Annotated in this window: 28 protein-coding genes, 1 tRNA gene and 1 pseudogene; 13 read left to right on the forward strand and 17 right to left on the reverse strand. The window is 67.2% G+C overall.

Features of this window, described 5'->3' with window-relative positions; all coding sequences use genetic code 11:
• Both AXW62_RS02405 and AXW62_RS02410 read left to right on the forward strand, forming a co-directional pair.
• Positions 1 to 975, forward strand: a pseudogene (locus tag AXW62_RS02405) (VCBS repeat-containing protein); the annotation flags it as partial.
• Between the two features lie 339 nt (positions 976 to 1,314).
• A complete protein-coding gene (locus AXW62_RS02410) occupies positions 1,315 to 2,268 on the forward strand; it encodes a Yip1 family protein (protein WP_060943015.1) in 954 nt (317 codons plus the stop codon).
• 228 nt (positions 2,269 to 2,496) lie between these two features.
• Here AXW62_RS02410 and AXW62_RS02415 read toward each other — a convergent pair whose 3' ends face one another.
• The 3 genes from AXW62_RS02415 to AXW62_RS46570 all read right to left on the reverse strand — a co-directional run bounded on the left by AXW62_RS02415 (position 2,497) and on the right by AXW62_RS46570 (position 3,796).
• A complete protein-coding gene (locus AXW62_RS02415; protein ID WP_060943016.1) occupies positions 2,497 to 2,994 on the reverse strand; it encodes a phosphoribosyltransferase in 498 nt (165 codons plus the stop codon).
• Positions 2,995 to 2,999: 5 nt separating this feature from the next.
• Positions 3,000 to 3,575, reverse strand: coding sequence for a dCTP deaminase (gene dcd, locus AXW62_RS02420; protein WP_030836249.1), 576 nt, complete (start codon positions 3,573 to 3,575; stop codon positions 3,000 to 3,002).
• Positions 3,576 to 3,667: 92 nt separating this feature from the next.
• Positions 3,668 to 3,796 (reverse strand): hypothetical protein, encoded by a 129-nt coding sequence (locus AXW62_RS46570; protein WP_285498266.1) that lies wholly within the window; start codon positions 3,794 to 3,796, stop codon positions 3,668 to 3,670.
• Positions 3,797 to 4,140: 344 nt separating this feature from the next.
• Here AXW62_RS46570 and AXW62_RS02425 point away from each other — a divergent pair.
• Positions 4,141 to 4,214 (forward strand) — tRNA-Gly (locus AXW62_RS02425).
• Between the two features lie 61 nt (positions 4,215 to 4,275).
• Here AXW62_RS02425 and AXW62_RS02430 read toward each other — a convergent pair.
• From AXW62_RS02430 to AXW62_RS02475, 11 genes are all read right to left on the reverse strand, one after another.
• Positions 4,276 to 5,433 carry a tyrosine-type recombinase/integrase gene (locus AXW62_RS02430; RefSeq protein ID WP_079115437.1) on the reverse strand — a complete coding sequence of 386 codons (1,158 nt, stop codon included), beginning with the start codon at positions 5,431 to 5,433 and terminating at the stop codon, positions 4,276 to 4,278.
• Positions 5,433 to 5,645: an excisionase family DNA-binding protein gene (locus AXW62_RS02435; protein ID WP_060943017.1), complete on the reverse strand. Its 213-nt coding sequence runs from the start codon at positions 5,643 to 5,645 to the stop codon at positions 5,433 to 5,435. Before AXW62_RS02435 ends, AXW62_RS02430 begins: the two co-directional genes overlap by 1 nt.
• Positions 5,638 to 6,927 (reverse strand): replication initiator, encoded by a 1,290-nt coding sequence (locus AXW62_RS02440; protein ID WP_060943018.1) that lies wholly within the window; start codon positions 6,925 to 6,927, stop codon positions 5,638 to 5,640. The genes AXW62_RS02435 and AXW62_RS02440 overlap by 8 nt, the downstream gene beginning before the upstream one ends.
• A 165-nt stretch (positions 6,928 to 7,092) precedes the next feature.
• Positions 7,093 to 7,245: a hypothetical protein gene (locus tag AXW62_RS43700; protein ID WP_159060791.1), complete on the reverse strand. Its 153-nt coding sequence runs from the start codon at positions 7,243 to 7,245 to the stop codon at positions 7,093 to 7,095.
• A 109-nt stretch (positions 7,246 to 7,354) separates the two neighbouring features.
• Complete coding sequence (locus AXW62_RS02445) at positions 7,355 to 7,549, reverse strand: hypothetical protein (protein ID WP_060943019.1); 195 nt, start codon at positions 7,547 to 7,549, stop codon at positions 7,355 to 7,357.
• A gap of 15 nt (positions 7,550 to 7,564) precedes the next feature.
• The gene (locus AXW62_RS02450) at positions 7,565 to 7,750 is read right to left on the reverse strand and encodes a mobile element transfer protein (protein WP_060943020.1); all 186 of its coding nucleotides are present in this window, start codon (positions 7,748 to 7,750) and stop codon (positions 7,565 to 7,567) included.
• Positions 7,751 to 7,762: 12 nt separating this feature from the next.
• Positions 7,763 to 8,380 carry a DUF2637 domain-containing protein gene (locus tag AXW62_RS02455; RefSeq protein ID WP_060943021.1) on the reverse strand — a complete coding sequence of 206 codons (618 nt, stop codon included), beginning with the start codon at positions 8,378 to 8,380 and terminating at the stop codon, positions 7,763 to 7,765.
• 23 nt (positions 8,381 to 8,403) lie between these two features.
• The gene (locus AXW62_RS02460; RefSeq protein WP_060943022.1) at positions 8,404 to 8,613 is read right to left on the reverse strand and encodes a hypothetical protein; all 210 of its coding nucleotides are present in this window, start codon (positions 8,611 to 8,613) and stop codon (positions 8,404 to 8,406) included.
• 82 nt (positions 8,614 to 8,695) lie between these two features.
• Positions 8,696 to 10,072: an FtsK/SpoIIIE domain-containing protein gene (locus tag AXW62_RS02465; protein ID WP_060943023.1), complete on the reverse strand. Its 1,377-nt coding sequence runs from the start codon at positions 10,070 to 10,072 to the stop codon at positions 8,696 to 8,698.
• A gap of 5 nt (positions 10,073 to 10,077) precedes the next feature.
• Positions 10,078 to 10,428: an SCO3933 family regulatory protein gene (locus AXW62_RS02470; RefSeq protein WP_060943024.1), complete on the reverse strand. Its 351-nt coding sequence runs from the start codon at positions 10,426 to 10,428 to the stop codon at positions 10,078 to 10,080.
• Positions 10,429 to 10,612: 184 nt separating this feature from the next.
• Positions 10,613 to 11,398 carry a GntR family transcriptional regulator gene (locus AXW62_RS02475; RefSeq protein WP_060943025.1) on the reverse strand — a complete coding sequence of 262 codons (786 nt, stop codon included), beginning with the start codon at positions 11,396 to 11,398 and terminating at the stop codon, positions 10,613 to 10,615.
• 111 nt (positions 11,399 to 11,509) lie between these two features.
• On the opposite strand from AXW62_RS02475, the gene AXW62_RS02480 reads away from it, so the two are divergent.
• The 4 genes from AXW62_RS02480 to AXW62_RS43705 all read left to right on the forward strand — a co-directional run bounded on the left by AXW62_RS02480 (position 11,510) and on the right by AXW62_RS43705 (position 14,372).
• Positions 11,510 to 11,917, forward strand: a complete 408-nt coding sequence (locus AXW62_RS02480) for an NUDIX hydrolase (RefSeq protein WP_060943057.1) — start codon at positions 11,510 to 11,512, stop codon at positions 11,915 to 11,917.
• 45 nt (positions 11,918 to 11,962) lie between these two features.
• Positions 11,963 to 12,391: an ATP-binding protein gene (locus AXW62_RS02485; protein WP_060943026.1), complete on the forward strand. Its 429-nt coding sequence runs from the start codon at positions 11,963 to 11,965 to the stop codon at positions 12,389 to 12,391.
• Between the two features lie 131 nt (positions 12,392 to 12,522).
• Complete coding sequence (locus tag AXW62_RS02490; RefSeq protein ID WP_252368477.1) at positions 12,523 to 12,798, forward strand: hypothetical protein; 276 nt, start codon at positions 12,523 to 12,525, stop codon at positions 12,796 to 12,798.
• 434 nt (positions 12,799 to 13,232) lie between these two features.
• Positions 13,233 to 14,372 carry a DUF8371 domain-containing protein gene (locus tag AXW62_RS43705; RefSeq protein WP_159060792.1) on the forward strand — a complete coding sequence of 380 codons (1,140 nt, stop codon included), beginning with the start codon at positions 13,233 to 13,235 and terminating at the stop codon, positions 14,370 to 14,372.
• A 619-nt stretch (positions 14,373 to 14,991) separates the two neighbouring features.
• On the opposite strand, the gene AXW62_RS40310 is transcribed toward AXW62_RS43705, so the two are convergent.
• Positions 14,992 to 15,885: a DUF4231 domain-containing protein gene (locus AXW62_RS40310; RefSeq protein WP_107406204.1), complete on the reverse strand. Its 894-nt coding sequence runs from the start codon at positions 15,883 to 15,885 to the stop codon at positions 14,992 to 14,994.
• Between the two features lie 755 nt (positions 15,886 to 16,640).
• Here AXW62_RS40310 and AXW62_RS02495 point away from each other — a divergent pair.
• From AXW62_RS02495 to AXW62_RS42325, 4 genes are all read left to right on the forward strand, one after another.
• Complete coding sequence (locus tag AXW62_RS02495) at positions 16,641 to 16,994, forward strand: DUF6247 family protein (RefSeq protein WP_060943028.1); 354 nt, start codon at positions 16,641 to 16,643, stop codon at positions 16,992 to 16,994.
• A gap of 259 nt (positions 16,995 to 17,253) precedes the next feature.
• Complete coding sequence (locus AXW62_RS02500) at positions 17,254 to 17,502, forward strand: type II toxin-antitoxin system CcdA family antitoxin (RefSeq protein ID WP_060943029.1); 249 nt, start codon at positions 17,254 to 17,256, stop codon at positions 17,500 to 17,502.
• Complete coding sequence (locus AXW62_RS02505; protein ID WP_060943030.1) at positions 17,499 to 17,900, forward strand: PIN domain-containing protein; 402 nt, start codon at positions 17,499 to 17,501, stop codon at positions 17,898 to 17,900. The genes AXW62_RS02500 and AXW62_RS02505 overlap by 4 nt, the downstream gene beginning before the upstream one ends.
• Positions 17,901 to 18,117: 217 nt before the next feature.
• Positions 18,118 to 18,246 (forward strand): transposase, encoded by a 129-nt coding sequence (locus AXW62_RS42325; RefSeq protein WP_159060793.1) that lies wholly within the window; start codon positions 18,118 to 18,120, stop codon positions 18,244 to 18,246.
• Between the two features lie 347 nt (positions 18,247 to 18,593).
• Here the strand turns inward: AXW62_RS42325 and AXW62_RS02515 are convergent, their stop codons facing one another.
• Entirely contained in the window at positions 18,594 to 19,865 is a 1,272-nt protein-coding gene (locus AXW62_RS02515) for a serine hydrolase domain-containing protein (RefSeq protein ID WP_079115439.1), read from the reverse strand.
• A gap of 1,066 nt (positions 19,866 to 20,931) precedes the next feature.
• On the opposite strand from AXW62_RS02515, the gene AXW62_RS40320 reads away from it, so the two are divergent.
• Entirely contained in the window at positions 20,932 to 21,327 is a 396-nt protein-coding gene (locus tag AXW62_RS40320; RefSeq protein WP_079115440.1) for an ANTAR domain-containing protein, read from the forward strand.
• Positions 21,328 to 21,660: 333 nt separating this feature from the next.
• Here the strand turns inward: AXW62_RS40320 and AXW62_RS46575 are convergent, their stop codons facing one another.
• Positions 21,661 to 21,891, reverse strand: coding sequence for a con-10 family general stress protein (locus tag AXW62_RS46575; RefSeq protein WP_060943032.1), 231 nt, complete (start codon positions 21,889 to 21,891; stop codon positions 21,661 to 21,663).
• Positions 21,892 to 22,197: 306 nt separating this feature from the next.
• Here AXW62_RS46575 and AXW62_RS02530 point away from each other — a divergent pair, with 306 nt between their 5' ends.
• Positions 22,198 to 23,574, forward strand: a complete 1,377-nt coding sequence (locus tag AXW62_RS02530) for an ATP-grasp domain-containing protein (RefSeq protein WP_252368478.1) — start codon at positions 22,198 to 22,200, stop codon at positions 23,572 to 23,574.
• Positions 23,575 to 23,618 lie beyond the last annotated feature (44 nt).

The following is a 23,618-nucleotide window of genomic DNA, read 5'->3' on the forward strand; positions in this document are numbered from 1 at the left end:
TACATCTCCTGGGGCGGCCCGGGCGGACCCCGCCAGACCCGTGCCGCCGCCCGCGTCGAGCTGACCGGCCCGGACGACGGGGTGGACGCCCAGCGCCCGACCGTCGGCGACTTCAACGGCGACGGCCACCACGACCTGGCGCTGATCCGCGCGGACCGCCGTTCGCTGCTGGTGCTGTACGGACCGTTCAGCCGGGCGGGCAAGGCCGCCAGGACCGTTCCGTACCCGAGCCCGCTGGACGGCCACGGCGAGATCGGCGATCTCATCGCCGACACCATCGACGGCCACCGCGCCACCGATCTGGTGGTGCACGCCCTCAACGCCAACGAGCAGTCCGGCTCCGCCCTGCTCGTCGCCGGTCCCCACGGCCTCGGCCACAAGGCCCGCAAGCTGCGCGAGGGCAACTCGATCACCTTCGGCGACTTCGACGGCGACGGCCGCCGTGACGTCGCGGTCGGCGACAGCGGTACCCGCGACGACGAGCCCGGCGGTGAGACGGAGCGACCGGACATCGGCAAGACGGTGAGCGTCTACCCCAGGGGGGCGGCGGACACGGCGGGTTCCGTTCCCCGCCCCTTCAAGGTCCCCGGGATGTCGGGCGCGCTGGCCGCCGCCGACACGGACGGGAACGGCACCGACGAGCTGGCTGTCTCACTCGGCCGGGGCGGCGTCGAGCTGCTCACCCTGCGGCGGGACACCCGCACCGGCACGACCCGCGTCGCCGGACGCCACCTCCTGACCCGCACGGCACCCGCCGTCGTGGACGGCGAAACCGTCCGTAAGGGCGAGCGCGCGGCCCGGCTCTACGGCGTCGCGGACTTCGATCACGACGGTAAGGACGAGATCGTTCTGGCGTGGGGCCGCGGTCTGGCCTTCTCGCGGTACGGCGAACGTCCCGAGCGGTGGTGGATCACGGACGGCACCAGGGACAAGACGGCCTTCAGCAGCGAGCCCTTCGGGGCGGACGCGGGCTAGCCAGGCAGGCCGCCCAAGAACGCTGGTTACGACCGGACCGCCGGACGCCAACGACCGGACGCCAGACACCACCGGGCACCGACGCCGGACACCAGAGACACCGACGACGACCGGACGCCAGACACCACCAGACACCGACGACGACCGGACACCAGGCACCACCAGACACCACCAGACACCGGCATGACGCCAACGACCGGAGGACACCAGCTACCCCCCCAGCCACCCACCACGGGAAATCCCGTCAGGGACCCCCTAGGGGATGTCACAGCTCGGCCGCAATGCCCGGGACCGTCACACAGCTCCCGCACCCGGCCCGCGATGACCGGGTACGTTCACATGGTGGCTGGATTCAGGATCGGACGCGGACGGGACTCCCACTCCGCGCAACAGGGGCAGCAGCAGCGACCGCCGCAGCCGCCGTACGGGCAGCACGACCCGTACGGCGGTCAGCAGCAGCCGCAGTGGCAGCAGCCCGCCTCACAGGGAGAGCCGGAGTACTTCGGCGGCCAGGACCCGCACTACGGCCCCGGGCCCGGGCAGGGCCCCGGCCCCGGAGGCTATGGCCAGGGGCAGAGACCGTACGGACAGGGCGGCGGGTACGCCGACAACAACGCGGGCCATACGCAGCAGTTCAGCGTCGGCGAGGCGCCCGACGCGTACGACCCGTACGGCCAGGCCCCCGGCTCGTACGACGACGGCTACGCCGGGCAGACCTACCGCACCGGCTCCTCCACCGCCCCGCCCGTCGGCCCCCGGCTGCACTGGAAGCAGCTACTGAGCGGCATCGTGCTGCACCCGTCGGACACCTTCTGGCGGATGCGGGACTACGCGGTGTGGGGCCCGGCGCTGATCGTGACCTTCATCTACGGTCTGCTGGCGGTCTTCGGCTTCGACGACGCCCGTAAGGACGTCCTCAACGCCCCCATGTCCAACAGCATCCCGTGGGTCCTCACCGCCGGCGTCGCCATGCTGATCAGCGGGCTGATCCTGGGCGCCGTCACCCACACCCTCGCCCGCCAGCTGGGCGGCGACGGCACATGGGCGCCGACCATCGGCCTGTCGATGCTGATCATGTCCATCTCGGACGCGCCGCGGCTGGTGTTCGCGATCTTCCTGGGCGGTGACAGCTCGCTGGTGAAGGTGCTGGGGTGGGTGACCTGGCTGGCGGCGGGCGCGCTCTTCACCTCGATGGTGAGCAAGTCGCACGACCTGCCGTGGCCGAAGGCGCTGGGCGCGTCGGCGCTCCAGCTGATCGCGCTGCTGAGCCTGCTGAAGCTGGGGACGCTGTAAGGCCGACCCCGCGGTCGGCCGCGGTACGACCAACGCCGCAGACGACCGCGGCAAGGCCGTCACCACAGGCCGCACGACAAGGGGCCCGCACCGGCGGGCCCCTCATCGCATAGTCGTATCCCCGACGTCCCTGCGGCTGTATACCTGGCACCCCGGGCCGACCCCCTGGCACCCCGGCACCCCGGGCCCTACGGACCCTGGCGCCCCGGCCCTACCCCGGACCGTGTCTCACGCGTCCCGCACTTGCCCGTCCCGCCGCACGACGGGCGGTTCGACGCTCCACGGAAAGTTGATCCACTGATCGGTGCGCTGCCAGACGTACTCGCACTTCACCAGGGACTGCGGCTTCTCGTAGATCACCGCGCTGCGCACCTCGGCGACCGTGCCGATACAGAAGTCGCGGACGAGCTTCAGCGTCTTGCCGGTGTCCGCCACGTCATCGGCGATCAGCACCTTCTTGTCGGAGAAGTCGATCGCGTTGGGGACGGGTGCGAGCATGACGGGCATGTCGAGAGTGGTCCCCACGCCCGTGTAGAACTCGACGTTCACCAGGTGGATGTTCTTGCAGTCCAGCGCGTAGGCCAGCCCGCCTGCGACGAAGACCCCGCCACGGGCTATGGAGAGCACGATGTCGGGCTCGTACCCGTCGTCGGCGATCTTCAGCGCCAGCTCGCGGACCGCGACCCCGAACCGCTCGTACGTAAGGTTCTCCCGCTGCTCACTCACGGCGCTCACACCTTCGTCCGGTGGAAGTTCTGGAACGACCGCGAGGGCGTCGGCCCGCGCTGTCCCTGGTAGCGGGAACCGTAACGGGCGGAGCCGTAAGGATGCTCGGCGGGCGAGGTCAGCCGGAACATGCACAGCTGTCCGATCTTCATCCCCGGCCACAGCTTGATCGGCAGTGTCGCGACATTCGACAGCTCAAGCGTGACGTGCCCGGAGAACCCCGGGTCGATGAATCCCGCCGTGGAGTGCGTCAGCAGCCCCAGCCGTCCCAGACTCGACTTCCCCTCGAGCCGCGAGGCGATGTCGTCCGGCAGCGACACGACCTCGTACGTCGAGGCGAGCACGAACTCCCCGGGGTGCAGGATGAACGCGTCCTCGCCCTCGGGCTCCACCAGCCGCGTCAGATCGGGCTGCTCCACCGCCGGGTCGATATGCGGGTAGCGGTGGTTCTCGAACACCCGGAAAAACCGGTCCAGCCGCACATCAATACTCGACGGCTGCACCATCGCCGGATCGTACGGATCAATCCGCACCCGTCCTGCGTCGATCTCGGCCCGGATGTCCTTGTCTGAGAGAAGCACCCAAAGAGGATACGCACACCGGACCGGCCCCCACGGCACAGGCCCGGTCCCACCGGACCGGGCCCGCACCCTGCGACTTCATCGGCTGCCGCTTACCGCTTCCCGGCGGCCACCGGCACCGCGTGCCGGAGCCGGGCGCAACGCGGACACCGCAGCAGCCGGCCGGGGCCGATGCGGTCGACGGTGAGGTGCTGCATCGGGAACGAGGCGGTGCTGAACACGTGCCCTTCAGCACAACGGACGACGGTGCGCTCCATTGAGTCCCTTCCCCAAGAACGTGGACGGCGTGGACGACAAAAGCCACATTAGGGGATCAACCACCAGCCACTCCACGCGGCACTCCGCACCCTCACCGCACCCCCACCGTACGCCCAACTCCCGCACCCCAACAGCCGCTTCCGCCCCTCCCACACCACGGACAACCGCCCCCAAACCACCCGGAAACACCCCCGAATTCCGCCCCCATTCCACCCCGGACAACACAAAGACCCCACGACGAATGCGCCGGGGGTCAGCCATGGGGTAAAGTGTCCGACGATGCGGCGCCAGCGATCGGGCGCCTCTCGCGGGTGTAGTTTAATGGTAGAACATGAGCTTCCCAAGCTCAGAGCGCGGGTTCGATTCCCGTCACCCGCTCCACAGCGAAGGCCCAGGTCAGCGACCTGGGCCTTGTTTGTTGTCTAGACCTATTCAGCGCTTTCTAAGCGTCGCGCACCAGATCCGCACCAGATGCCGCCTCGGCGGCCTTCTGCCTGTCGGCGCGCACCCGGGCATCGATCCCGGCGGCGACCTCCTTCTGTCGCTCGATGGTCGAGTGCTGGTAGATCAGCGCGGCCCGCTCGGAGGACTGGCCGGCACGGACCATGGTGTCCTTGAGTGTCGCGCCGGACTGGGTCGAGAGGGTGTGCCCGGTGTGACGAAGATCGTAGAAACGGAAGTCATCGGGAAGTCCGACTTTCGCCCGCGCACGTCGCCATTTCCGCCCGAACGACGACCGTCGGAACGGGGCACCCTTCTCGCCGACGAACAGCAGCCCGTTCGGCTCCTTCTCGGCGAACCACTTCAGATGCCGCTCCAGGTCCTTCCGCATGAAGGCAGGAAGCACGATGAACCGCTTCCCCGCTTCCGATTTGGTCTCGCCGACGACGCGCCGCCCAGTCGTCAGCTCGGGCGCGGCCCGGCGGACCCACACGCCGACCGCATCGAGGTCCACGTCCGGCCGCCGCAGCTCGGCTTGCTCCTCGGGGCGGGCAGGGCCGTACGCGGCGATGTAGACCATGAGCCGCCACCGGGGCCCAATCGCGTCCGCCAAGGCGTCCACCTGCTCAACAGTGGCTATGGGCCGCTCACGGGCGGACTCCTTGCCCGCACCGCGTATCCGGCACGGATTGCGACGGATCAGCTCGTCCTCAACGGCCGTCTCCAGGATGGCCTTCAGCAGGCGGTACGACTTCGCCACGGTCGTCGCCCCGACCGTCCCCAGCCGCTCAGCGCGCCAGGTGCGGACGCGCGGAGGCGTGATCTCGTCCAGGTCCCAGGCCCGGAAGGTGGGAAAGATGTACAGCCGCAGGAGGCGCCGGTACAGCTCTTCGGTGGTGGGTGAAAGCCCGCGCTCCTTCACCCACCGCAAGGCGTACTCCTCGAAGTTGACGGCGCCCGCGTTGGGGTCCTGCCAGTCCCCGCGCGTCAGGTCCGCTTCAACCTGAGACAGCCACACCTCAGCGTCCTTCTTGGTGTCGAACGTTCCGGGCGAACGCCGCTCCTGCCCGTCCGGCGCCAGGTAGCTCGCGGTCCAACGCCCCGACCGGTACTGACGGACCGAGCCGAAGCGGCGCCGGGTGCCCTTCTTGTTGGCCATCAGGCAGCCCTCCCAAGGCGACGCCGCCGAGGCTGTACCGGCCGCACGGTGTTGGCGTCGATGTACTCCTGGATGACGCTCGCCGGGATACGGACGTGGCGACCGACCTTGACGTACGCGATGCGTCGCTCGGCGATCAGGCGCCGAGGGAAACGATCGCTGGTGCCCAGCAGCTCGGCGACCTCTCTGACGCTGAGGTACCGGTCACGCATGGGTGGGTTCTCCTTTCGTTCCAGGGGCGGGGGTGATGGTGGCGGCAAGCCATTCCTCGGCGGGGGTGAGGCCGGTCCCGGCGTAGACCCAATGGGCGAGGACCAACGTGGTCTCATCCGGGCCGGTGTCGGCAGCTTGGGCACGTCGCCAGGCGGCGCGGGCGTCGCGGAGTGCGCCGAGGGTGGTGGAGTAGCGACGCGACTTGGTGGAGAAGTGGCCCCGGAAGCCGAGCATGTGGGCCCAGGCGCGGAGCCGGAGGTGTTCGAGGTCGCTGCGGGCGCCGAGCGCCCAAGCGGTGCGGATGAGGCGACGGGCGTGCTCGCTGATGTCGAGCTGGGCGACTTCGGCGATGAGCCGTATCGGCCGATCCAGAGCCCCGGTCGCTGTCTCGGCACCCTTGGTCGCGTACTTGGCGATGTACGCGGCAACTGCCCGATCGGTCAGCTCCTTGCCACCGTTGAAGTCAGCGCCTCGGATGGGCCGTACGTCGAGCTGCCCGCCGAAGGCGAAGGTGTGAGCCCGGCCGTCGATGACCGGTCCGGGGACCTGTGCCTTGGAGGCAGCGGCCCGGATGGCGTCGGTCAGCAGCTCGACCGTGGCCCAGGCCGGGGGCGGGGTGTCTCCGCCGCCGGGGCCGTCGATGCGGGTTACGGCATGGAAGTGGACGGCGCCGCGCTTCTGGTACTCGGCGACCTTGGCGAAGGACAGCCGGGCGTGCTCGCGGAAGGCCCGTTGTGTGAGCCCGGCCCGCTTGGCGACCTCCCGCCGCAGGTAGATCGAGAACCGCCGCCACAGCAGGCCCGCGTGAGCGTTCCAGAGAACCGCGGATTCGTAGTCGTACCTGTCCGGGTCGAGCGGAGTACCAAGCGCGTCGTCGTCCTGGTCGTGGCGGACGCCGCACCGGCACGGACGGCGAACACCGGCCGGACCGGTGGGCCGGTTGTGGACCGGGCCGAAGCTGGGTGCGGTGAAGGTGGCGAAGACGCGAGGGTGTGTGGCGACCTCTTCCGGTGTGCCTTTGCCACCGCGCAGTCCGGCGGTGATCAGGTGGAAGGTGTCGCGGCGGTAGGTCTCGGCGCAGGCCGCACAGCGGGTGGTGCGGCGGTTGTTGCAGCGGACCAGGAGATGCCCGGCGGGCAGCTCGGCGGAGTCGAGGTGGTGGAGGACGCGGCCGATCTCGCCGGTGTCTTGGTTGAGGTGGTGTTCGGTGCGGTGGCCGTCGAGGCGGATGGGGTTGGTGCAGCCGCCGAGGCCGGAGAGTTGGCGGAGTAGTGCGGGCATGGTTCCGAGTGCTGCCAGGGTGCGGAGTTGGGGCAGCGGTGGCGGGGTGGTGCGGGTGATGATGGGGTCTCCTCTTTCGGCTCTTGGGTCGGGAAGGGGTTGGGCTGCCGGGGCGGCGGATGCTTGGCGGTATCGAGGCCGCCCCGGCAGTCGTGTTCGTGCGGGTCAGCGGCGGCGCTGGCTGGCCAGGAGCGAGCGCATGACGACAGCGGCCACCGCGACGGAGACGGCCGTCACGGCGACAGCGGCGAGCAGAGCGGTCAGGACGATGCCGACGGTGACCACGGCGCCGACCGTTCCGGCATTGAAGCCGCTCAAGGCCCCGGCCGGGTGAGCTGGGGCAGGCGCGGGGGCGTGCTGGCAGGAGCAGGCCGGGGCGTGGTTGTACTGGACAGTCGGGACGGGCGGTCTCCTCCCAGCTACTCGTCTAGTCGTGTTGCTCGTTGATGGAGTCGACGCCGGAGCGCGTACCGGACTCCACGGACGGCGCGATGGCGGTGTGGGCGAGCCAGAAGCCGAACAGCGCGATGACGACGGCGACCCACAGGCGGACGCCCATGAACTTGATCGCGATCCAGGCGATAGCGCCGAGGACGAGGACTAGGGGCAGGCTGACAGTCACGGGCGATCTCTCCTCTCAGTAGGCGGAGCAGCGGTGGGTGCGGGCCGCCAGCTCGGCGGCGGCGCGGGTGTCGTAGTCGGCGGAGAAGTCGCAGCGGGGAGCGGTGTACACGGCGGTGTGCTTCACCCGGCCACGCTGATCGTTAGCGGTGCCGACGCGGACCGGGCCGAGGCGGATGACGTTGCGGAAGCGGCGGAGCATGGTGGACTCCTGTCAGAGGCGGGAGGCGATGGCGTCGGCCAGCGGCGCGGGGACGCCGAGGCGGGCGCGCAGGATTTCGGGGTCGATGGGCGATCCGGTACGGGCGTGGTGGTCGTCGGCGAGCTTGCGCGCGTGAGTGACGAGCGCGGCCGGAACGTGCGGCGCAGGTTGCTTCGGCTCAGGCTCCGCGTCGTCGGGTGGTCCCGCGGTTTCCGGTGCCGGTACGGCTTCAGCGGGCTGGAGCGGGGCTGAGGCGGTTTCGGGTGTTGGTGTGGTGTGGGCGAGGAGCGTTCCGCCGAGGAAGGCGACGGCGGGCCATCCGGCGACGAGAATGCGCAGCCAGGCCGGTACGTCGGCTAAGTCGAGCAGCCCGGCCGTTGCTACGTTCGCCCCGAGTGAGGCAGCCAGGGCGACGACGAACCAGCACCAGCCCGCCGCCTTGGACACCCCCGACCGCAGCCGCTTCCAGGCCGCTACAAGCAGCAGGTCGACGGAGACCGGGTATGCCCACGCCTTCCACCCGTCCTGTCCGGCCGCCGAGGCCAGGTCATGCAGGTGGGCGAAGGACAACGCGGCAGCGATGACCGCTTGCACGAGCACCGCGTCAACCCGCGCCAGGTGAGCGCGCATGGGTGAATTTCCTTCCGGTTCGGTCAGCCGTCTGCGGTGAGTTCGTCGGCCCGTGCGCGAGCAGCGGCGGCGACCTCAGCGGCTTCGACGTCATCAGGCTGGGCGGCGGCGATGCGCTCCAGCAGGTTGGCTTTGCGGTTCATCAGCTCGGCGCGGCTCCCGGTCCCGCGTGTGCGGAAGTCGGCCAGGTCGGCCAGGAGCGCGGAGATCTCGGAGATGGTGGGACGGGACACAGGGACTCCCTTTCGGTTTCGGGCATGGCGGGGGTAGGGACACGGCGCGGGTACGGTCGCGCCAGCCGTCAGACGGGGTGGATTACTCGGCGGCCGGAAGCGGCTTGAGCAGGGAGGTTGGAGCGCTCACCGGTACGGCCGGCACGTCCGGCCGGAATAGCTCCAGCGCGGGCATGTCCGGAACGAGCTGGGCATGGTCGCGGCAGACGGCCGCAGCGTCGGCGAGCGAGAGATAGGGGGTGCGGATGCGGGACCAGCCGCCGGAGGTATCCCCGGCGACCGCGAGGCCGGGCCGTTCGGGAGCGATGGCGCAGGCCGCACCGACTGCCTCGGGGGCGATGTCGCCGAGCGCCATCTTGGCGGAGGCTTCATCGTTCACGCGGTGGCAGACCCGCCCGGTCAGCTGAGCCCGCAGCATGGTCGCGCCCTTGCCCAGCTCGGCGCCGAAGCGCTGCCCGCAGACCTCCAGGTAGATACCTGCCGCGCGGCCGAGTTGGGCGAGCCGGATGAGCTGGGTGACCATTTCGTCCCGCCGTTCCTCGTCCTTCCGGGTAGCGACGAGGAACAGCTCGGCCACCTCGTCCACGACCAGCACAACCGGCACCGGCCGCTCATCCTCCGGCAGGCCCCAGATGTCAGAGGTGATCTCCTCATCGGGCGTGCTGGGAGCGATGCCCTGCCGGGCCTTGATCAGGTCGTACCGGTCCTCCATCATCCCGACCAGCACCGGCAGCAGCTCCGCCGCTTGCACAGGATCAGTCGCCAACGCCGACAGCCGTGGAGCGAACGGCGCCAGCTCGACACCCCGCTTGCAGTCGATCCCGACCAACGCGACCGATTGCGGCGCGAGCCCGGCTATCAGATGCCGCAGGAACATCGACTTGCCCGACAACGTGGCGCCCAAGGTGAGCTGGTGCGGGATGGCCCGGTAATCCCGGACGAACGGCGTCGCGTCCTCCCGCAGCGCCACCGGCACCTTCAGGAAGCCGCCGCCGGTCTTGCGCGGCATCCGGACCTTCCGGAGCACGTCGAAGCCGATCAGCCGCAGCTCGACCACGCCCGGCTTGATCTCCTCTACGTACGCGCCGTGGACGCCCCAGGCGTGCCGCAGCCGCTCGCACGAGGCCGCCACGTCCGCAGGTTCCTGTCCCGGCGCCAGCCGCAACCGAACCCGCAGCCCCGTCGACGTCGGACGGATCAGCCCCCGACGCGGAGGCACCGGCCGGACCTCCCGATGCGTTAACGCTTGTACCGCCCAGGCCCGCAGTCGCGACGGCGGAACGGTCAGCCCGCACGCGTCCATCACGGACCCGTACGACCCCAGCAGCCGGGCAGTCGAGATGGGCATCCCAACGGCCGACCAGTAGGCGGCCGGGTGCCGGGCCCGGAGGTAGGCGGCCCCGCCGACCATTCCGACGACCGGACCACCCACCTCCATCAACGTCATCACGTCAGCCATCAGGCTCAGGCCCCCGCACCCACCGATATGGCAGCCGGGGCGATGGCCTCGGCCCGGAAGGCGATGCCGTGCCGCTGCTGCCCATTGAAAACGGTCTCCCAGGGCCGAGCGACCAGACCGATCAGCGTGACCGGCGAGCCGAGGGCCAGCCCCTCCGTCACGCCGCTCTCCGGCACAGTGACCTGAAGCAGCGAGGACTCCCCGCCGTCGATGTAGACGACGCCAAGCCGCATCAGCGCCTCACCACTCTGCGCGTCCTTGGCAATCTCGCCAGTCTGCCGATCCTTCACCTTCGGCTCCGGCGCCTCAGTCAGCAGAACCGTGGCACCGGAGGTCTCAACTCGAATGGAACGCAACTACTTCTCCTTCTCTCACAGACAACGCACCTAGTTGTGTAGATGAGTTGCGGTCTTCGAACCCGAACGGGCGGGAACGGGGACCACCATGCCACACAGCTTGCCCACTCGTCTATACGAGTATGCATCTTCGTGTGTACGAGTCAGAAGAAGCAGCCCGGGGCCACCACGCCCCGGTCATGCGTCAGTTGGCAGGAAGCTGGTAGGCGAGGACGTACGCGTCGGCGGCCATCACGGTGTCGCACACCTCCACCGCCCGCCCCTCAGCGTCGAAAGCAGTACGTACCAGGTGGATCACCGGCACCCCGGAGGCGAGCTGGAGCGTACGCACCTCAGCCGGGGAGGGCATCCGGGCGCGGATCTCCTCATCGAAGTGGTCCAAGCGGTGCCCCATCTCCTCCAGCCGGGCGTAGATGCCACCGGGGCCGGGGTTGGGCTGCGCGATCGGAGTGTTCCGCGCCAGGTCGAGCGGCAGATACGAGGTGGCGAACTCCACCGGCCGCCCGTCCAGCAGATACCGCCGCCGCCGGGCCAGCACCTTACGAGGCGAGCCCAGCCGGGCCGAGATGTCCTGCGACGGCCGCTCCTCCTTCACCTCCAGACTGTCCACCTCCGGACGGCTGCCCGCCGCTTCCGCCTCCACCGTGAAGGCAGCCTTCCCCTGATCCCGATGCCGCCGCGCGAACCGGTCCGAGGCCAGCCGCCGCACAGGCGGCCGGGGCCGCACGAAGACCCCCTTACCATGCTCGGACACGGCCAGGCCCTCTTGCTGGAGCAGCGACAAAGCGTTGCGGACGGTCATCCGCGAGACACCGAAGTGGTCGACCAGCTCCGTCTCGGAGGGCAGCTTGTCGCCCTCCCGGAAGCGCCCCTTGTCGATCGCTTCCCGCAGCGCGTCGGCGATCTGCCGGAACACCGCCCGGTCGCTCGTCGGGTCCAATACACCCAGGACGGAAGTCAGGGAAGGCATGTACACGTACTCCTTTAGGTATCTAGACGAGCGGCTGACCGGGATTGCTACGGTGGAGAGCCTAGCCAGTCGGGAGGGCCGAGGAACGTGAGCTATGAGCGCCCGCACTCCGTGAGCGTCGCCGGAGTCATCGTCGACGACGCGGGCCGTGCGCTGCTGATCAAGCGACGCGACAACGGTAAGTGGGAACCGCCCGGCGGTGTGCTCGAACGCGAGGAAACCATCCCCGAGGCCCTGCAGCGCGAAGTCCTCGAAGAGACCGGAATCAAGATCGCGCTTCCCGCGACCCTCACCGGCGTCTACAAGAACATGACCGGCCTGATCGTCTCCATGGTCTTCCGCTGCGAAGCGCTCGACGGCACCCCGACCACCGGAGCGGAAACCCGCGCCCTGCGCTGGGCCACCCGCGAGGAGGTTACCGAGCTGGCCGACGAGGCATACGCGATCCGCGTCCTGGACGCGCTCGACAACATCAGCCCGCCGGCCGTCCGCGCCCACGACGGCGTACGACTCATCTAGCACGCACCGACGACCCATAGCTCCTACCAGCACGAAGGAACTTGTATGGACGAGTATATGAGTGCTCCGCGAGTTTGGGGCCTGATGTGCCCAGGTTTCCGGGAAGAGGTCACCCGCGCCCGCCGCTGGACCCGCGACATCCTCAGCAACCACCCCTGCGCGGACGACGCCGAATTGATCGTGAGCGAACTCGGAAGCAACGCCCTCACCCACACCGCAAGCGGCACCGCCTACGGCACGTTTCAGCTCACGCTGTCGCTCTCCCCGCGCACTGTCGCGATCTCCGTCACCGACGAGGGAGGCCACCCCGAAGAAGTCAGCCCTACGGAGGCCGACGCAGACGACACCCACGGCCGCGGATTAACCATCGTCATGGCACTCGCCCGCCGCCTGGACATCACCGGCGGCCAGCACGGCCGCACCGTCACCGCCCAGCTCGTAGCAACCGAGCAGACAGGAGCCACCACATGCTGAGCCCCCTGCTACGCCCCGGCTACTGGTGCGAATGCTGGACGCGCTCACCAGCCACAGGACCCCGCTCAGTCCTACTCGCCTCCATCAAAACCAACAGCCCGAGCGAAGCCACCCGATGGATCCGCGTCACCGTGCGCACCATCGCCTCAGCACTCGACCGCGAAACAGCCCACAAGGCATGGGACTGGGTCACCTACGGCCACAAGGAAGCCGAAAACGCCCTCACCAACGGCGAAGCAGCCACGTTCGCCCTCACCCAGCAAGACACCCATATCGAATGGATCCTCCGGCCGGTCATCTTCCTACCGCTCGCCCACCGCGAGTCTCGACGTCTTCCGGCATGCGCCGAACAGTTCACATGCCCCACCACACACAAGATCGCCCGACACCAGCCCAACAGCCGCTGAGTTACAACCTTCTCTACGGGTTCAAGGCGCCGCGCAAGCGCGGCGCGCGCGGCCCGGCGGCGCGGGCCGCCGCTCCTGTCTCCGCCCCGCTCCGCCCCGACCGCCAAGCCGCGCGCCAACAGCAGGCACCTTGGCTGAGGAGAAGAGCACCGTCGTGGCTGGGGGTCGGCTCCACGGCTTTAGGCACCTCCCCGGTCCGGGTCCCGCGTCGGGCAAGGCCAGGGGGCCACTCGTGCTAATTGCGGGCAGGTCCAAAGCCTGCCCGAGTTGCCAACCAGCGTACGGCCCCCTGACCATGCCCGACCCCAGACCGGGCAGGCCACCGCCCAAACCCGCTCCGCCGACCTCGCATCCGTGCCGGAAGAGGACATGGCATGGGACGACCGAGAGGGTAGGTTAGCGTCACTCGACATGTGAACCGGAAGGTGTAATTCGTGGCCTGGAATGAGATACCTGCTAAAGACGACCCTAACCTGATGTTCCAGCCGTACTACGCCCGCACAAACATCCTCTATCCGCTTCTAGAGCCGACAGGGAAGATGATCTTTGACGCAATTGCAACTGCACCCGCCCGCGACGGGATGGCATCGTCCGAATTCAAGCAGAGCGCGCTGGTCAGCGTGATCGCATGCGAAATAATCCACGCACTCGCCCTTCGCGAGATCACGGAACACGAACCCGAAATTGGAGAGTGGTTCGTTCATTCTGGAACCACAATCTATCGCCCACTTGAATCCGGAACCAAGGAAGCTTCAATACCTCTGCCTGCTCGCACAATCGCAAGTACTGTGCGAGACGAGTGCAACATTACAGCCAGCGCTTATGCCAACATGACCGGCCACGATGATGTTTCCTTCGTGATCGGACGGTTGATCTCACATTCCAAATTTGACCTTGTAGTGGCCGGGTATCGCGAACCGTCACCTAACATAGCCAGGATTCACCAAGCAAAGACTCCACGGAACCGGTCCAGCTTGACAGACCTGGCGGCGCTCGCAACAGGAAATCATTGGGTCAACATGCTGCCAGAAGTTGACATCTTCGGAGCCACAGATCAGGACCTACTTCACCTGGCCATAATGGACACCATCTCTCGCTTCCAAACAACAATCGAGCATCAGGGGGGATGGAAGCTCCTTTACGACGACAACGGCAAAGTACTACACGAGCGCCAACACCAAGGAATGTTCCAAATCTTCTCGCGCCTAACCTTCGGCGCCTTGAGGATTCACCTGGACGCAAACCCCGATCACGGAAGCGGTCACACAGACTTCACAGCCAGACTCAATGACGCAATGGCGATTATCGAATTTAAGAAGGATGACAAAATTCAAGAAATACGTCACGGCATATTAACGCAGCTCCCCATGTATTTGAAATCAGCGCAAGCCACCCAGGGATACTACATCGTGATGTGCCACAGAAAAGATCCTGAGGAGGTTGCTGCGATCCTAAAAAGAGACTCAGAAGAGCATTTTGACCCAAGCTGCCCAGAAATCAAGGCAATTGTTGTGGACTGCCGACGCCGCGTCTCCGCTTCCAAAGCACTAACACGGTCCGGCATCGCCAATTAATCCCGACAATCTGCACGACGAGGAGCAGCAATGACCGCCAGCAGCAAACGCATCCACTTCCCGCCGATTCTCAACGGGTTGGACTACTTAGAAAGTACAGTCGATCTACTCGGCCCCAAGAACGGTGAACCGTCCGCATGAGATGTGAAGTACGCAGTCACCACTGCGCCTCACAACTTTTGAAGGGATCAGCTCACATTCCCCTTGCCTCCACGGTGGCCTCGTTGCTGGACAACTATGGAACTTGCCGCGCTGGTGGGAGGTAGAGCCCATTCGATGACATACAGTCCAGCCAGTTCTATAAGCTCTTCCGTCATACCTAGCCGATACAGGGGGGTTGCGGCATGCCGGCGAAGCCACTTCAGACGCCTTGCTTGTTCGGCTGGACTTACCTGAGCCCACACGTCAACGACGACTCCGACCGGATCGGTCCGAGCCGACCTAATACGAGACCGTGCCGATAAGCTGCGCACGAACGGAAGCTCCGCTGGATCGTAAGCGAGACTCACGAGACACCATGCTGTCCGGTAGTCGAGAGACGGACCGTGCGCAGCAATCAGGCGATACGTACGCCACTGACGCATCGGAGACAGCATCCATCGCAAGGCGCGAGCGTCCATCAGCCAGCTCGGTCTTCACGATTCGAGCTGGACTGCTCAAGCTGCAACTCCCGTTTTCGCTGCTCTTCCTTGAGTCTTTCCACATGTCTGGCGAAGAGGCGTAGCCGGTCGGCCTCCGGAAGGTGCCTGCCGTTTTGTGCAGCATACTCATCGAGCATGAATTGAGAGGCATTGTAGTGCTTCTCAATTTCATCGGCGCTGGATTGAAGGTTGTACCCACGTTCGCGGAATTTGAAGTAGCCGGTCACACCTGCAGAAATTCCGACTAAAGCACTAAGGGCTGAAGTGCCTATCCCGAGAGCTTTATTACTTCCCTGGTTCATCGCAGTCAGCGTTGAGGTGACAATGGATCCACTGATGATGGCCAGTTGAAAAAGGTTATGGATGCGCCTATTTCTGCCCGCACTTTTGCGATACTGCGCGATCAAATCGAGGGACGCTTCACGGTAAATACGCAGCCCGGAAGGTGAGTCTAGCGGTAGGCGCGCGGCGGCCGTTTGGCGGTCCTGCAGTGCGTTACGTAGGTTACCGGCCTGCGCCACAATCCTCTTACGATTTTTCCATATTCCCCAAGCCAGGGATATCCATAGGCCAAGAACGATGACGAGACTGGCCCATCTGGTAAATTCGGGTTTAGATTCCCATAACCCGACTATAACCGTATAACCCAAGAGAAAGGCGAGAACAATAGCGCCGACCAGGCAGAGTAAGAATATCCTCTGGAAAGTCTTTGACGCCCTAAGATCATCTTCGATCTCGTCAAATAACCTAACGCGCTGCCGATATTGCTCCTGCAGCCTTCTCTCTTGCTCTTCAGTCAAACCGATGGAGCTCGGGGCTGCTTGCCCCGTCACATTACCCAGGTCCCCTGAGTCGCTGGCTCCGTGTGTCATGGCCCCCCTTACACACTGGACACCCATACGGGTGCGATGCGCAGTGAGGGTAGAGTTTGCAGCCTTGGGGCCGCAATGCCGTGTTGGCACTGATGAGCTTTGATATGACTGATGTGTCTTGTGTTATCAAAGTTGCTTGAAGATGCCTGCATCTGTGCGGGTCCAGACCACCAAAATCGGCTCGTGTCAACCGCGCCTACTGCCGACCGAATCGGTTGCCGTACAACAGCGGAGCAGGGCAACCAGCTCGGCCAGTGCTGAGTGCCAGCCCCTCCAGTCAGTCAGCCGACCAGGCGAGGAGACCTCACCAACTGTGCCGCCTGTATCCCGGACTATGCGCAGCCCGCACCAGATGCGCACCAGATAGTGCGGTAAACAACGGTCAACGACGGGTGCTGCGGCAGACCCGGCAACTTGCCGCCAGTGCTCGTTTCCGCTGGTCAGCCGCGTAATCCGTGTCAGCCACCCCGTGATTCCCAAGCTCAGAGCGCGGGTTCGATTCCCGTCACCCGCTCCACCACAAAGCCCCAGGCCAGCGGCCCGGGGCTTCTTTGTTGCTCGGGACCGCTGGCGTCTCCGGGAACTCGCGACGACGCGCCGAGATCCGATTCAACGCGATCACACTTGGGCCAAAGCGAGCGAGACGGGTCGGGTGTGGTGTGGGGGACGAGGCGCGGGCGTAGGCTCAGCCCAGCGTCCGCAACAACGGCCATGCTCGTGGTGATCGCGTAGACCGCCGCCCAGGAGACGTTCCGATGACCGAGCAGCCCTCTGCCCCCGACGGGCCTCTGATCCCCATGCCGGCGCTCACTCCGGCAGCGCTCCGCGCAGCGGTCGCCCAGATCGCCCCCGCCCAGCTTCCGTCTTTCGTCGAGCGCCTCGACCGCGCGGTCGAACAAGCCGCCGCCCAGAGCACCATCGCTCCGCTGCGTACCTTCTTGCAGTGGTGGGGAGAGTTCGTCGCCATCCAGCGCTACCCGGCCCGCGCCGCGCGCCTGCGCGAACTGGAAGCCGAAGCGGAACAGGCCACCGACCGTGAGGCCGTGCGCTCCGCTCTCGCCGAGATGCGACAGATCACGGACTCGGCACAGCGCGAGATCTCCGCGTGAGCGATGCCTGGGACACGCCCCGATGCGGTCAGTGGCGACAACCGCGGAAAGGTCGGCGACTTGCAGCCAGCTCTCGTTTACGCTGGTCAGCAACCGCCTCAGCCCTTCACCGTGATTCCCGAGTTCAGAGCGCGGGTTCCCTTCCCGTTACCCGCTCCATGCCGAAAGCCCAGGTCAGTGACCTGGGCCTGGTTTCGTTTTCACGGGGCTGCCGTTCGCAGTCGACCCTAGGGCGAACATACTGGAGTATGCTCGACTCATGTCCGGCACAACACGCATCACCGTCACCCTGCCCACCGAGCAGGTCACCGAGCTGAGGAAGCTCACGGACAACGTGTCCGGGTATGTAGCTGAAGCGGTCGCCCGCCAGATCCGGCACCAACTCCTCGGCGACGATCTGCGGCGCCACCAGGAGGAGCAAGGCGCCTTCTCGGACGAAGAGCTGGCCGAAGCTCGCGCCAGGATCTTCGGCACCGTCGACGGTGCCGGTCATACGGACGCCGCGTGAGCACACGCCTTGAGACCGTCGTCCTGGACTCCCAAGGGTTGTCCGCATGGGTTGCCCAGGACCGGAAAGTTCTCGCGATGTTCCAGGTGTTCCACGAAATGGGAGCTGATCTCGTCGTCAGTGCCAACACCATCGTCGAAGTCAGCCATTCGCGAGTGAACCTCCCACGCCTGAACTGGACCCTCTCACGGGTCAAGGTCGAGCCCATCACCGAGCAGGCGGCCAAGGCTGCCGCCGAGCTGCTCAAGTCGGCAGGACTGCACGGGCACAAATACGCGCTCGACGCCACCGTCGCTGAGGCAGCACTACGCCAGCCGGCCCCAGTCGCCGTACTCACCTCCGACACCGACGACATGGCCAAGCTCTGCAATGACCGCGTGCGACTGATCGGCCTATGAGGTGCGGAGCTCTGACGACAGACAGATGCGCGGTGGACGACGCACCGGATGCGCACCAGATACGGCGGTAAACAGCGGTCAATGACGGGTGTGGCGGCAGGGAGCCCAACCCGCCGACAGCACTCGTTTACGTTGGTCAGCGGTATGAGCTGACCCCGGATTCGTGGAGTCCCTGAAGCCAGGCTTATGGTCCTGGCCCGAAGGAGAACTACGAGCAGTGCCAGCACCACGTAAATACCCGGACGAGCTCCGCGAGCGGGCCGTCCGCGAGGTCCGCGCCACGGGCCGGCCGATCGCGCATGTCGCCAAAGACCTGGGCATCCACAAGGAAGCCCTGCGTGGCTGAGTTCGCCAGGCCGAGGCGGACGCCGGCGAACGCGACGACCGGCTGACCACCGCCGAGCACGAGGAACTGAAGCAACTCCGCTAAGAGGGCGTGGAGTTGAGGCGGGCGAATGAAATCCTCAAAGCCGCGAGCGCGCTTTTGCGGCCGGACTCGACCGTCCCCGGACGAGGCCGACCAGGTGATCGAGCACCTCAAGGACAAGGGTCTCGGGGTCGGGTTCGCCTGCCGGATGCTGGGGCTGTCGGAGTCGGCGTACGACGCGCGCAAGACGAGTCACAGGCCGGGCACTACCGGCCGCGCCGGCCGCCGGACGGCGGTGGGCGCGGCTCCGCTGGCCTGGTTGGGGGTTACTTGCCGCCGGAGGCGCAGAGTGCCCGGTCGACCAGGGCGTTCTTGGCCTTTTCGGTGGACTGGTCGGGCGCCGTGTCGCCCGTCGTCGCCACCACGACGACCCGGCGGCCGTCGGCACTGGCGCCGGACCGGGTGGAGAAGCCCGGGATGTCCCCGCCGTGGGTGTAGTACGACCCGCCGCAGGACAGCGGGACCTCCTGCAGACCGAGGCCGTAGCGCGCACCGGGCCACACCGCGTCCAGTCCCTCGGCCCGTACGGTGGTCTTCATCTCGGACAGCTGAGCCGGGCGCAGCAGCCTGCCGCCCAGAAGTGCCGAGTAGAAGCGGGACAGGTCACCGGGCGTGCTGACCATGGCCCCGGCCGCGCCGGCCGCCGAGGGGTTGAGGTCGGTGACGTCCATCCTCTCGCCGGTGCCGTAGAAGTTGGAGTAGCCACGGAGGTGCGGGCCGGGGATCCGCGACTGGGTGGTGGGGGCGAGCGTGTTCCGCAGGCCCAGCGGGTGGATGATCCGCCGGGTCACCTCCTGCTGCCAGCTGTGGCCGGTCGCCTTCTCGATGATCAACCCTGCCAGGACGTAATTGGTGTTGGCGTACGCCCAGTTGGTGCCGGGCGCGAAGTTCGGCTTGTGCCGCGTGGCGATCGCCACGAGCTGCTCGGGGGTCCAGGTGGTGTACCGGTCGGCCTGGAAGCCGTTCGCGGTGGTCATTTCCGGGAAGTCAGCGGTGTAGTCGTACAGGCCGCTGGTGTGTTGCAGGAGCTGCCGCACGGTGATGTGGCGGCCGTCGTTGCCGTTGCCGGACACCACTCCCGGCAGCCAGTGGTCCACGGTGTCGTCGAGCGAGACGCGGCCCTCACCGACGAGTTGGAGCATCACCGTCGAGACGAACGTCTTGGTCGCGCTGCCGATCCGGAACCGGTCGCCGACCCGTGCGCGCTCCCGTGTGGTGGTGTCGGCCACCCCCGCGGCGGCGGAATAGTGACCGCGGGGGCCACTCGACTGGGCGATCACGCCGACCGATCCTGTTCGAGTGATCGCGTCCACGTCGTTCCGCAGTGCGGTCCGGGGCGCTTCCTTGGCCGATGCGGTCGCCGGGGTGGGGGAGGCGGCGGAGGTGGGGGAGGCGGCGGAGGCCGTGGGCGCCGCGACGCTCTGACCGGCCAGCCCGGTCAGTCCGGCCAACCCCGCCAGCCCGGTCACCAGCGCCGTCGCCACGATGCGGGAGGCGATCCGGGTCTTGGCGGGCGACGGACGCTGAGTCGATGTCATCGGTGGGACGCTCCTTGCGGATGAGTACTGGCGGTGATGAGTACTGGTGGTGTGCTTGCTGTGCTCACTAGGTGGGTGAGAAGCGCCGCCGGTTCGGTGGGGCTGGCCCATCTGGTGGGCGTCTCTGCGCGGATGCGGATCCGGGGCCTTGCGGCAGTCCGGTCGGGCTCGGGGGCAGCGTCCGTCAGGCCCTGCGGCAGTCCGGTCGGGCTCGGGGGCGATCCGTCAGGTCCTACGGCCGTCCGTCAGGTCCTACGGCAGGCCAGTCAGGCCCTGGGGTGGACGTCCTCCGGGCTGTGCGGGGCAGCAGCTGGGTGGCGGGACGTTCCTGTTGAACCCGTTGAGCCCGTCGTGGGCTCGTTGAACTCGTTGAGTTCGTTGGACCCCTGGGCTCGTCAGGCCCGCTCGGTCCGTCGGGGGCACATCGTGCGTGGGGAAGAGGCTGCGGATGACCGCTGCCGTCGAGCCGCTTCCGGTGACCCTCGTGTCGGCGTCGGACACAGCTCCGCCTCCCCGTTCCGCATTGCTATCAACTACGAGAACGTTATCAGATGTGAGAGCGTGCGGTGGTGCTCGGGCCATCCACGCCACGATCAGCCCGGCCCGTCCTGGCCATGCACGATCGCCAGTTGCCACGCGGCCTCGGGGGCCGACCCCGGTCAGCGCCGTTCTCCCCAACGGGCTGACGCGGACAGCACGGCGAATGACGGGCGGCCTGACTCGATTTGAGTGATGGGGTCAGCGGCAACGTGCCCGGCGCGCGTATGTGACGCCACTCGCGTAGGCACCGGCAGGTTGGCGAAACAGCCGCCGGTGCCGCCTTGCGGGCTTATGCGCCATATGTACTGGGTTGCCAGGCCAGGGGGATGGGGTCAGTCTCGAGGGTGGCATGGGGGCGGCATGAGGTGTGGCGCCCTGCGCGAAGCCGAAAAGAAGCCTTGGAGGAAGCCCTGGGGAAGCCTTGAAGGCAGTTCCCGAGGAAACCCTGAAGGAAGTCGCGAAGCAACGGGCGAAGGAAGCCGCGAAGCAACTCTGTAAGAGGTCGTCACAGGGAGGAGTGCCGCTGATGAGCACCGTTCCTGGATACGTCCGTGCCGCCGGTGCGGTCGGCTCGTCCGCTGTGTGCAGGGGGAAGAGACGGAGGGAACCGGGCGCGTCGGAGCGTGGGGCGCGGCTGGCGGCCGAGACCGCGTCACCGGCCGAGGAACTCGCTCAGCTCAGGGAGGCCATGGCGAGCCGCCCGGTGATCGACCAGGCGCGGGGCATGGTGATGGCCATGGTGCCGTGTCCGGCCGAGGCGGCATGGGAAGTGCTGGTGGAGACTTCGCAGCACACCAACACCAAGCTGCGCGACATCGCGTCCCGTCTCGTGGCCACGACCGAGGGCCGCCGCCTGCCGCCGGAGGTGGAGAAGGCCATGGCGGCCGCGTTCCGCCGTCACCGGCCCGACCGGGGGTGGTAGGCGACAGCACACCCCTCAGTGGCGGCAAGTCCCGCGCCCCGGACGACATCAAGCCGCCCGCGGGCGACAGCAAGCCCTCCTGGTCACGGCCTGGTCCGGCAATCCCCCCGAGCGACATCGATTCCCGCGAAACAGCGAGTCCCGCGCCCCGGGAGAGCGAGCCCGCGCCCCGGGAGGACGAACGGCGACAGCAAGCAGGACCGCCGCGAGAGAGCGAAAGGAGGACCGGTGGGCCCGTCCGCCGCGACGTCCGGCCCACCGGTCCTCCAGAGCGGCGGACAGGGTTATGGCTCCTGCCCATGCCGCACAGCGGGTGTTTCAGCGGGTGTTCAGCTACCGCGCCTGGCCGCCTCCGCTCTCGCGGCCGCCCTTCTGACCGGCCTCCGAGGCGCGCTGGGGATCGTTGGCGAAGTTGCCCCCGCTCTCGTGACCACCCTTCTGGCCAGCCTCCGAGGCCCGCTGCGGATCGTTGGCGAAGTTGCCCCCGCTCTCATGACCGCCCTTCTGACCGGCCTCCGAGGCGCGCTGAGGATCGTTGGCGAAGTTGCCGGGGTTGCCAGCCATGACTGATTCCTCCTCATTCGTGGAGATTCGATCGGTCTGGGGCTGCGGGTACCCGAGATCTCAGGGCTAAACAGGCCACCGGAACAAGGCTGTCGGAACCCGCGCCCGAGCCCCCGCCGGACCGCCCCACCGACGCCCTACCGCCCCCTCCGACGCCCCACCGACCACCGGCCCCACCAGCCGCCACCGGTCGCGACCAGCCGCCAACCAGCCGCCAACCAGTCGCAACCAGCGCCCGATCGGGATGGGAGATCCGTTGAGGGGTACCCAGGACGCCGGTAAGCGTCAGCGCGGGAAAGGACCCCAGTGGACGAGAAGAACATCTTTGTGATCGGCCTGGACGAGGCCAATGTGCCCATTCTGGAAAGTGGCCCCGGTGCCCACCGGTACCGGTTCCATCGGCTGCTCACGATCGAGGATCTGCAGGGCGGCGAGGTCTCCGTGGCGGATCTCATCGCCAAGGCGGAGGGTGTTCTGGACGCCTTCGAGGGCAGCGTCGACGCGATTGTCGGCTACTGGGACTTCCCGGTGAGCACGCTCGTGCCGATCCTGAGCGAGCGCTACGGGACCCGCAGCACGAGCCTGGAGTCGGTGGTCAAGTGCGAGCACAAGTACTGGAGCCGACTGGAGCAGCAGAAGGTGATCGACGAGCATCCCCGGTTCGGGCGGGTCGATCTGGAGGCGCGTGACCCACGGCCGCCGGAGGGTGTCCGCTATCCGATGTGGCTCAAGCCGGCCCTCGCCTACTCCTCCGAGCTGGCCTTCTCCGTCAAGGACGAGGCGGAGTTCCGGGCGGCGGTCGCCGAGATCCGGGAGGGCATCGGCCGCGTGGGCAAGCCCTTCGAGGCCATCCTCGAACGGCTCGACCTCCCGCCGGAGATGGAGGGTGTGGGCGGCCAGGTGTGCCTCGCGGAGGAAGCGCTGAGCGGGGTGCAGGTCGCCGTCGAGGGATACGTCCACCACGGCGAGGTCACCGTCTACGGCGTGCTGGACTCCATCGACTACCCCGACAGCCCGTGTTTCCTGCGCCACCAGTACCCCTCCACGCTGCCGGAGCCGGTGATCCGGCGGCTGCATGACATCTCCCGGCGGGTGATGCGGCAGATCGGCATGGACGGGGCGACGTTCAGCATCGAGTACTTCTACGACCCGGCGACGGACGAGATCAATCTGCTGGAGATCAACCCCCGGCACTCCCAGTCGCACGCCGAACTCTTCGCCTACGTGGACGGGGTGTCCAACCACCACTGCATGCTCAGCCTCGCGCTCGGTGAGGACCCGGCCCTGCCGTACCGCTCCGGCCCGTACACGATGGCCGCCAAGTGGTACTACCGGTGGTTCGCCGACGGTGTGGTCCACGACACCCCCGTCGAGGAGGAGATCGAGCGCATCGAGCGGGAGATCCCGGGCGTACGGATCGAGGTGGTGCCCGAGAAGGGGCAGCGGCTGTCGCAGATGGCGCAGCAGGACAGCTACAGCTTCGAATTGGCCCACGTCTTCACCGGGGGCGACAGCGAGCAGGACCTGCGCGCGAAGTACGACCGCTGCGTCGCCGCCCTGAGCCTCATCTTCGACGCCACCGCCCCCGACGACGCCACCGCCCCCGATGGTCAGGAGGAGACGGAGACAGAGACGGAGACGGCAACGGACGCGGTGACGGAGATGGAGACGCAGGGCGGTTGAGCCTCGATGTCCGTCCCGCCCCTGACGCGCCCGGTGTGCCAGTC

This window comes from Streptomyces hygroscopicus subsp. hygroscopicus, assembly GCF_001553455.1.
In the GTDB taxonomy this organism is placed as follows: domain Bacteria; phylum Actinomycetota; class Actinomycetes; order Streptomycetales; family Streptomycetaceae; genus Streptomyces; species Streptomyces hygroscopicus.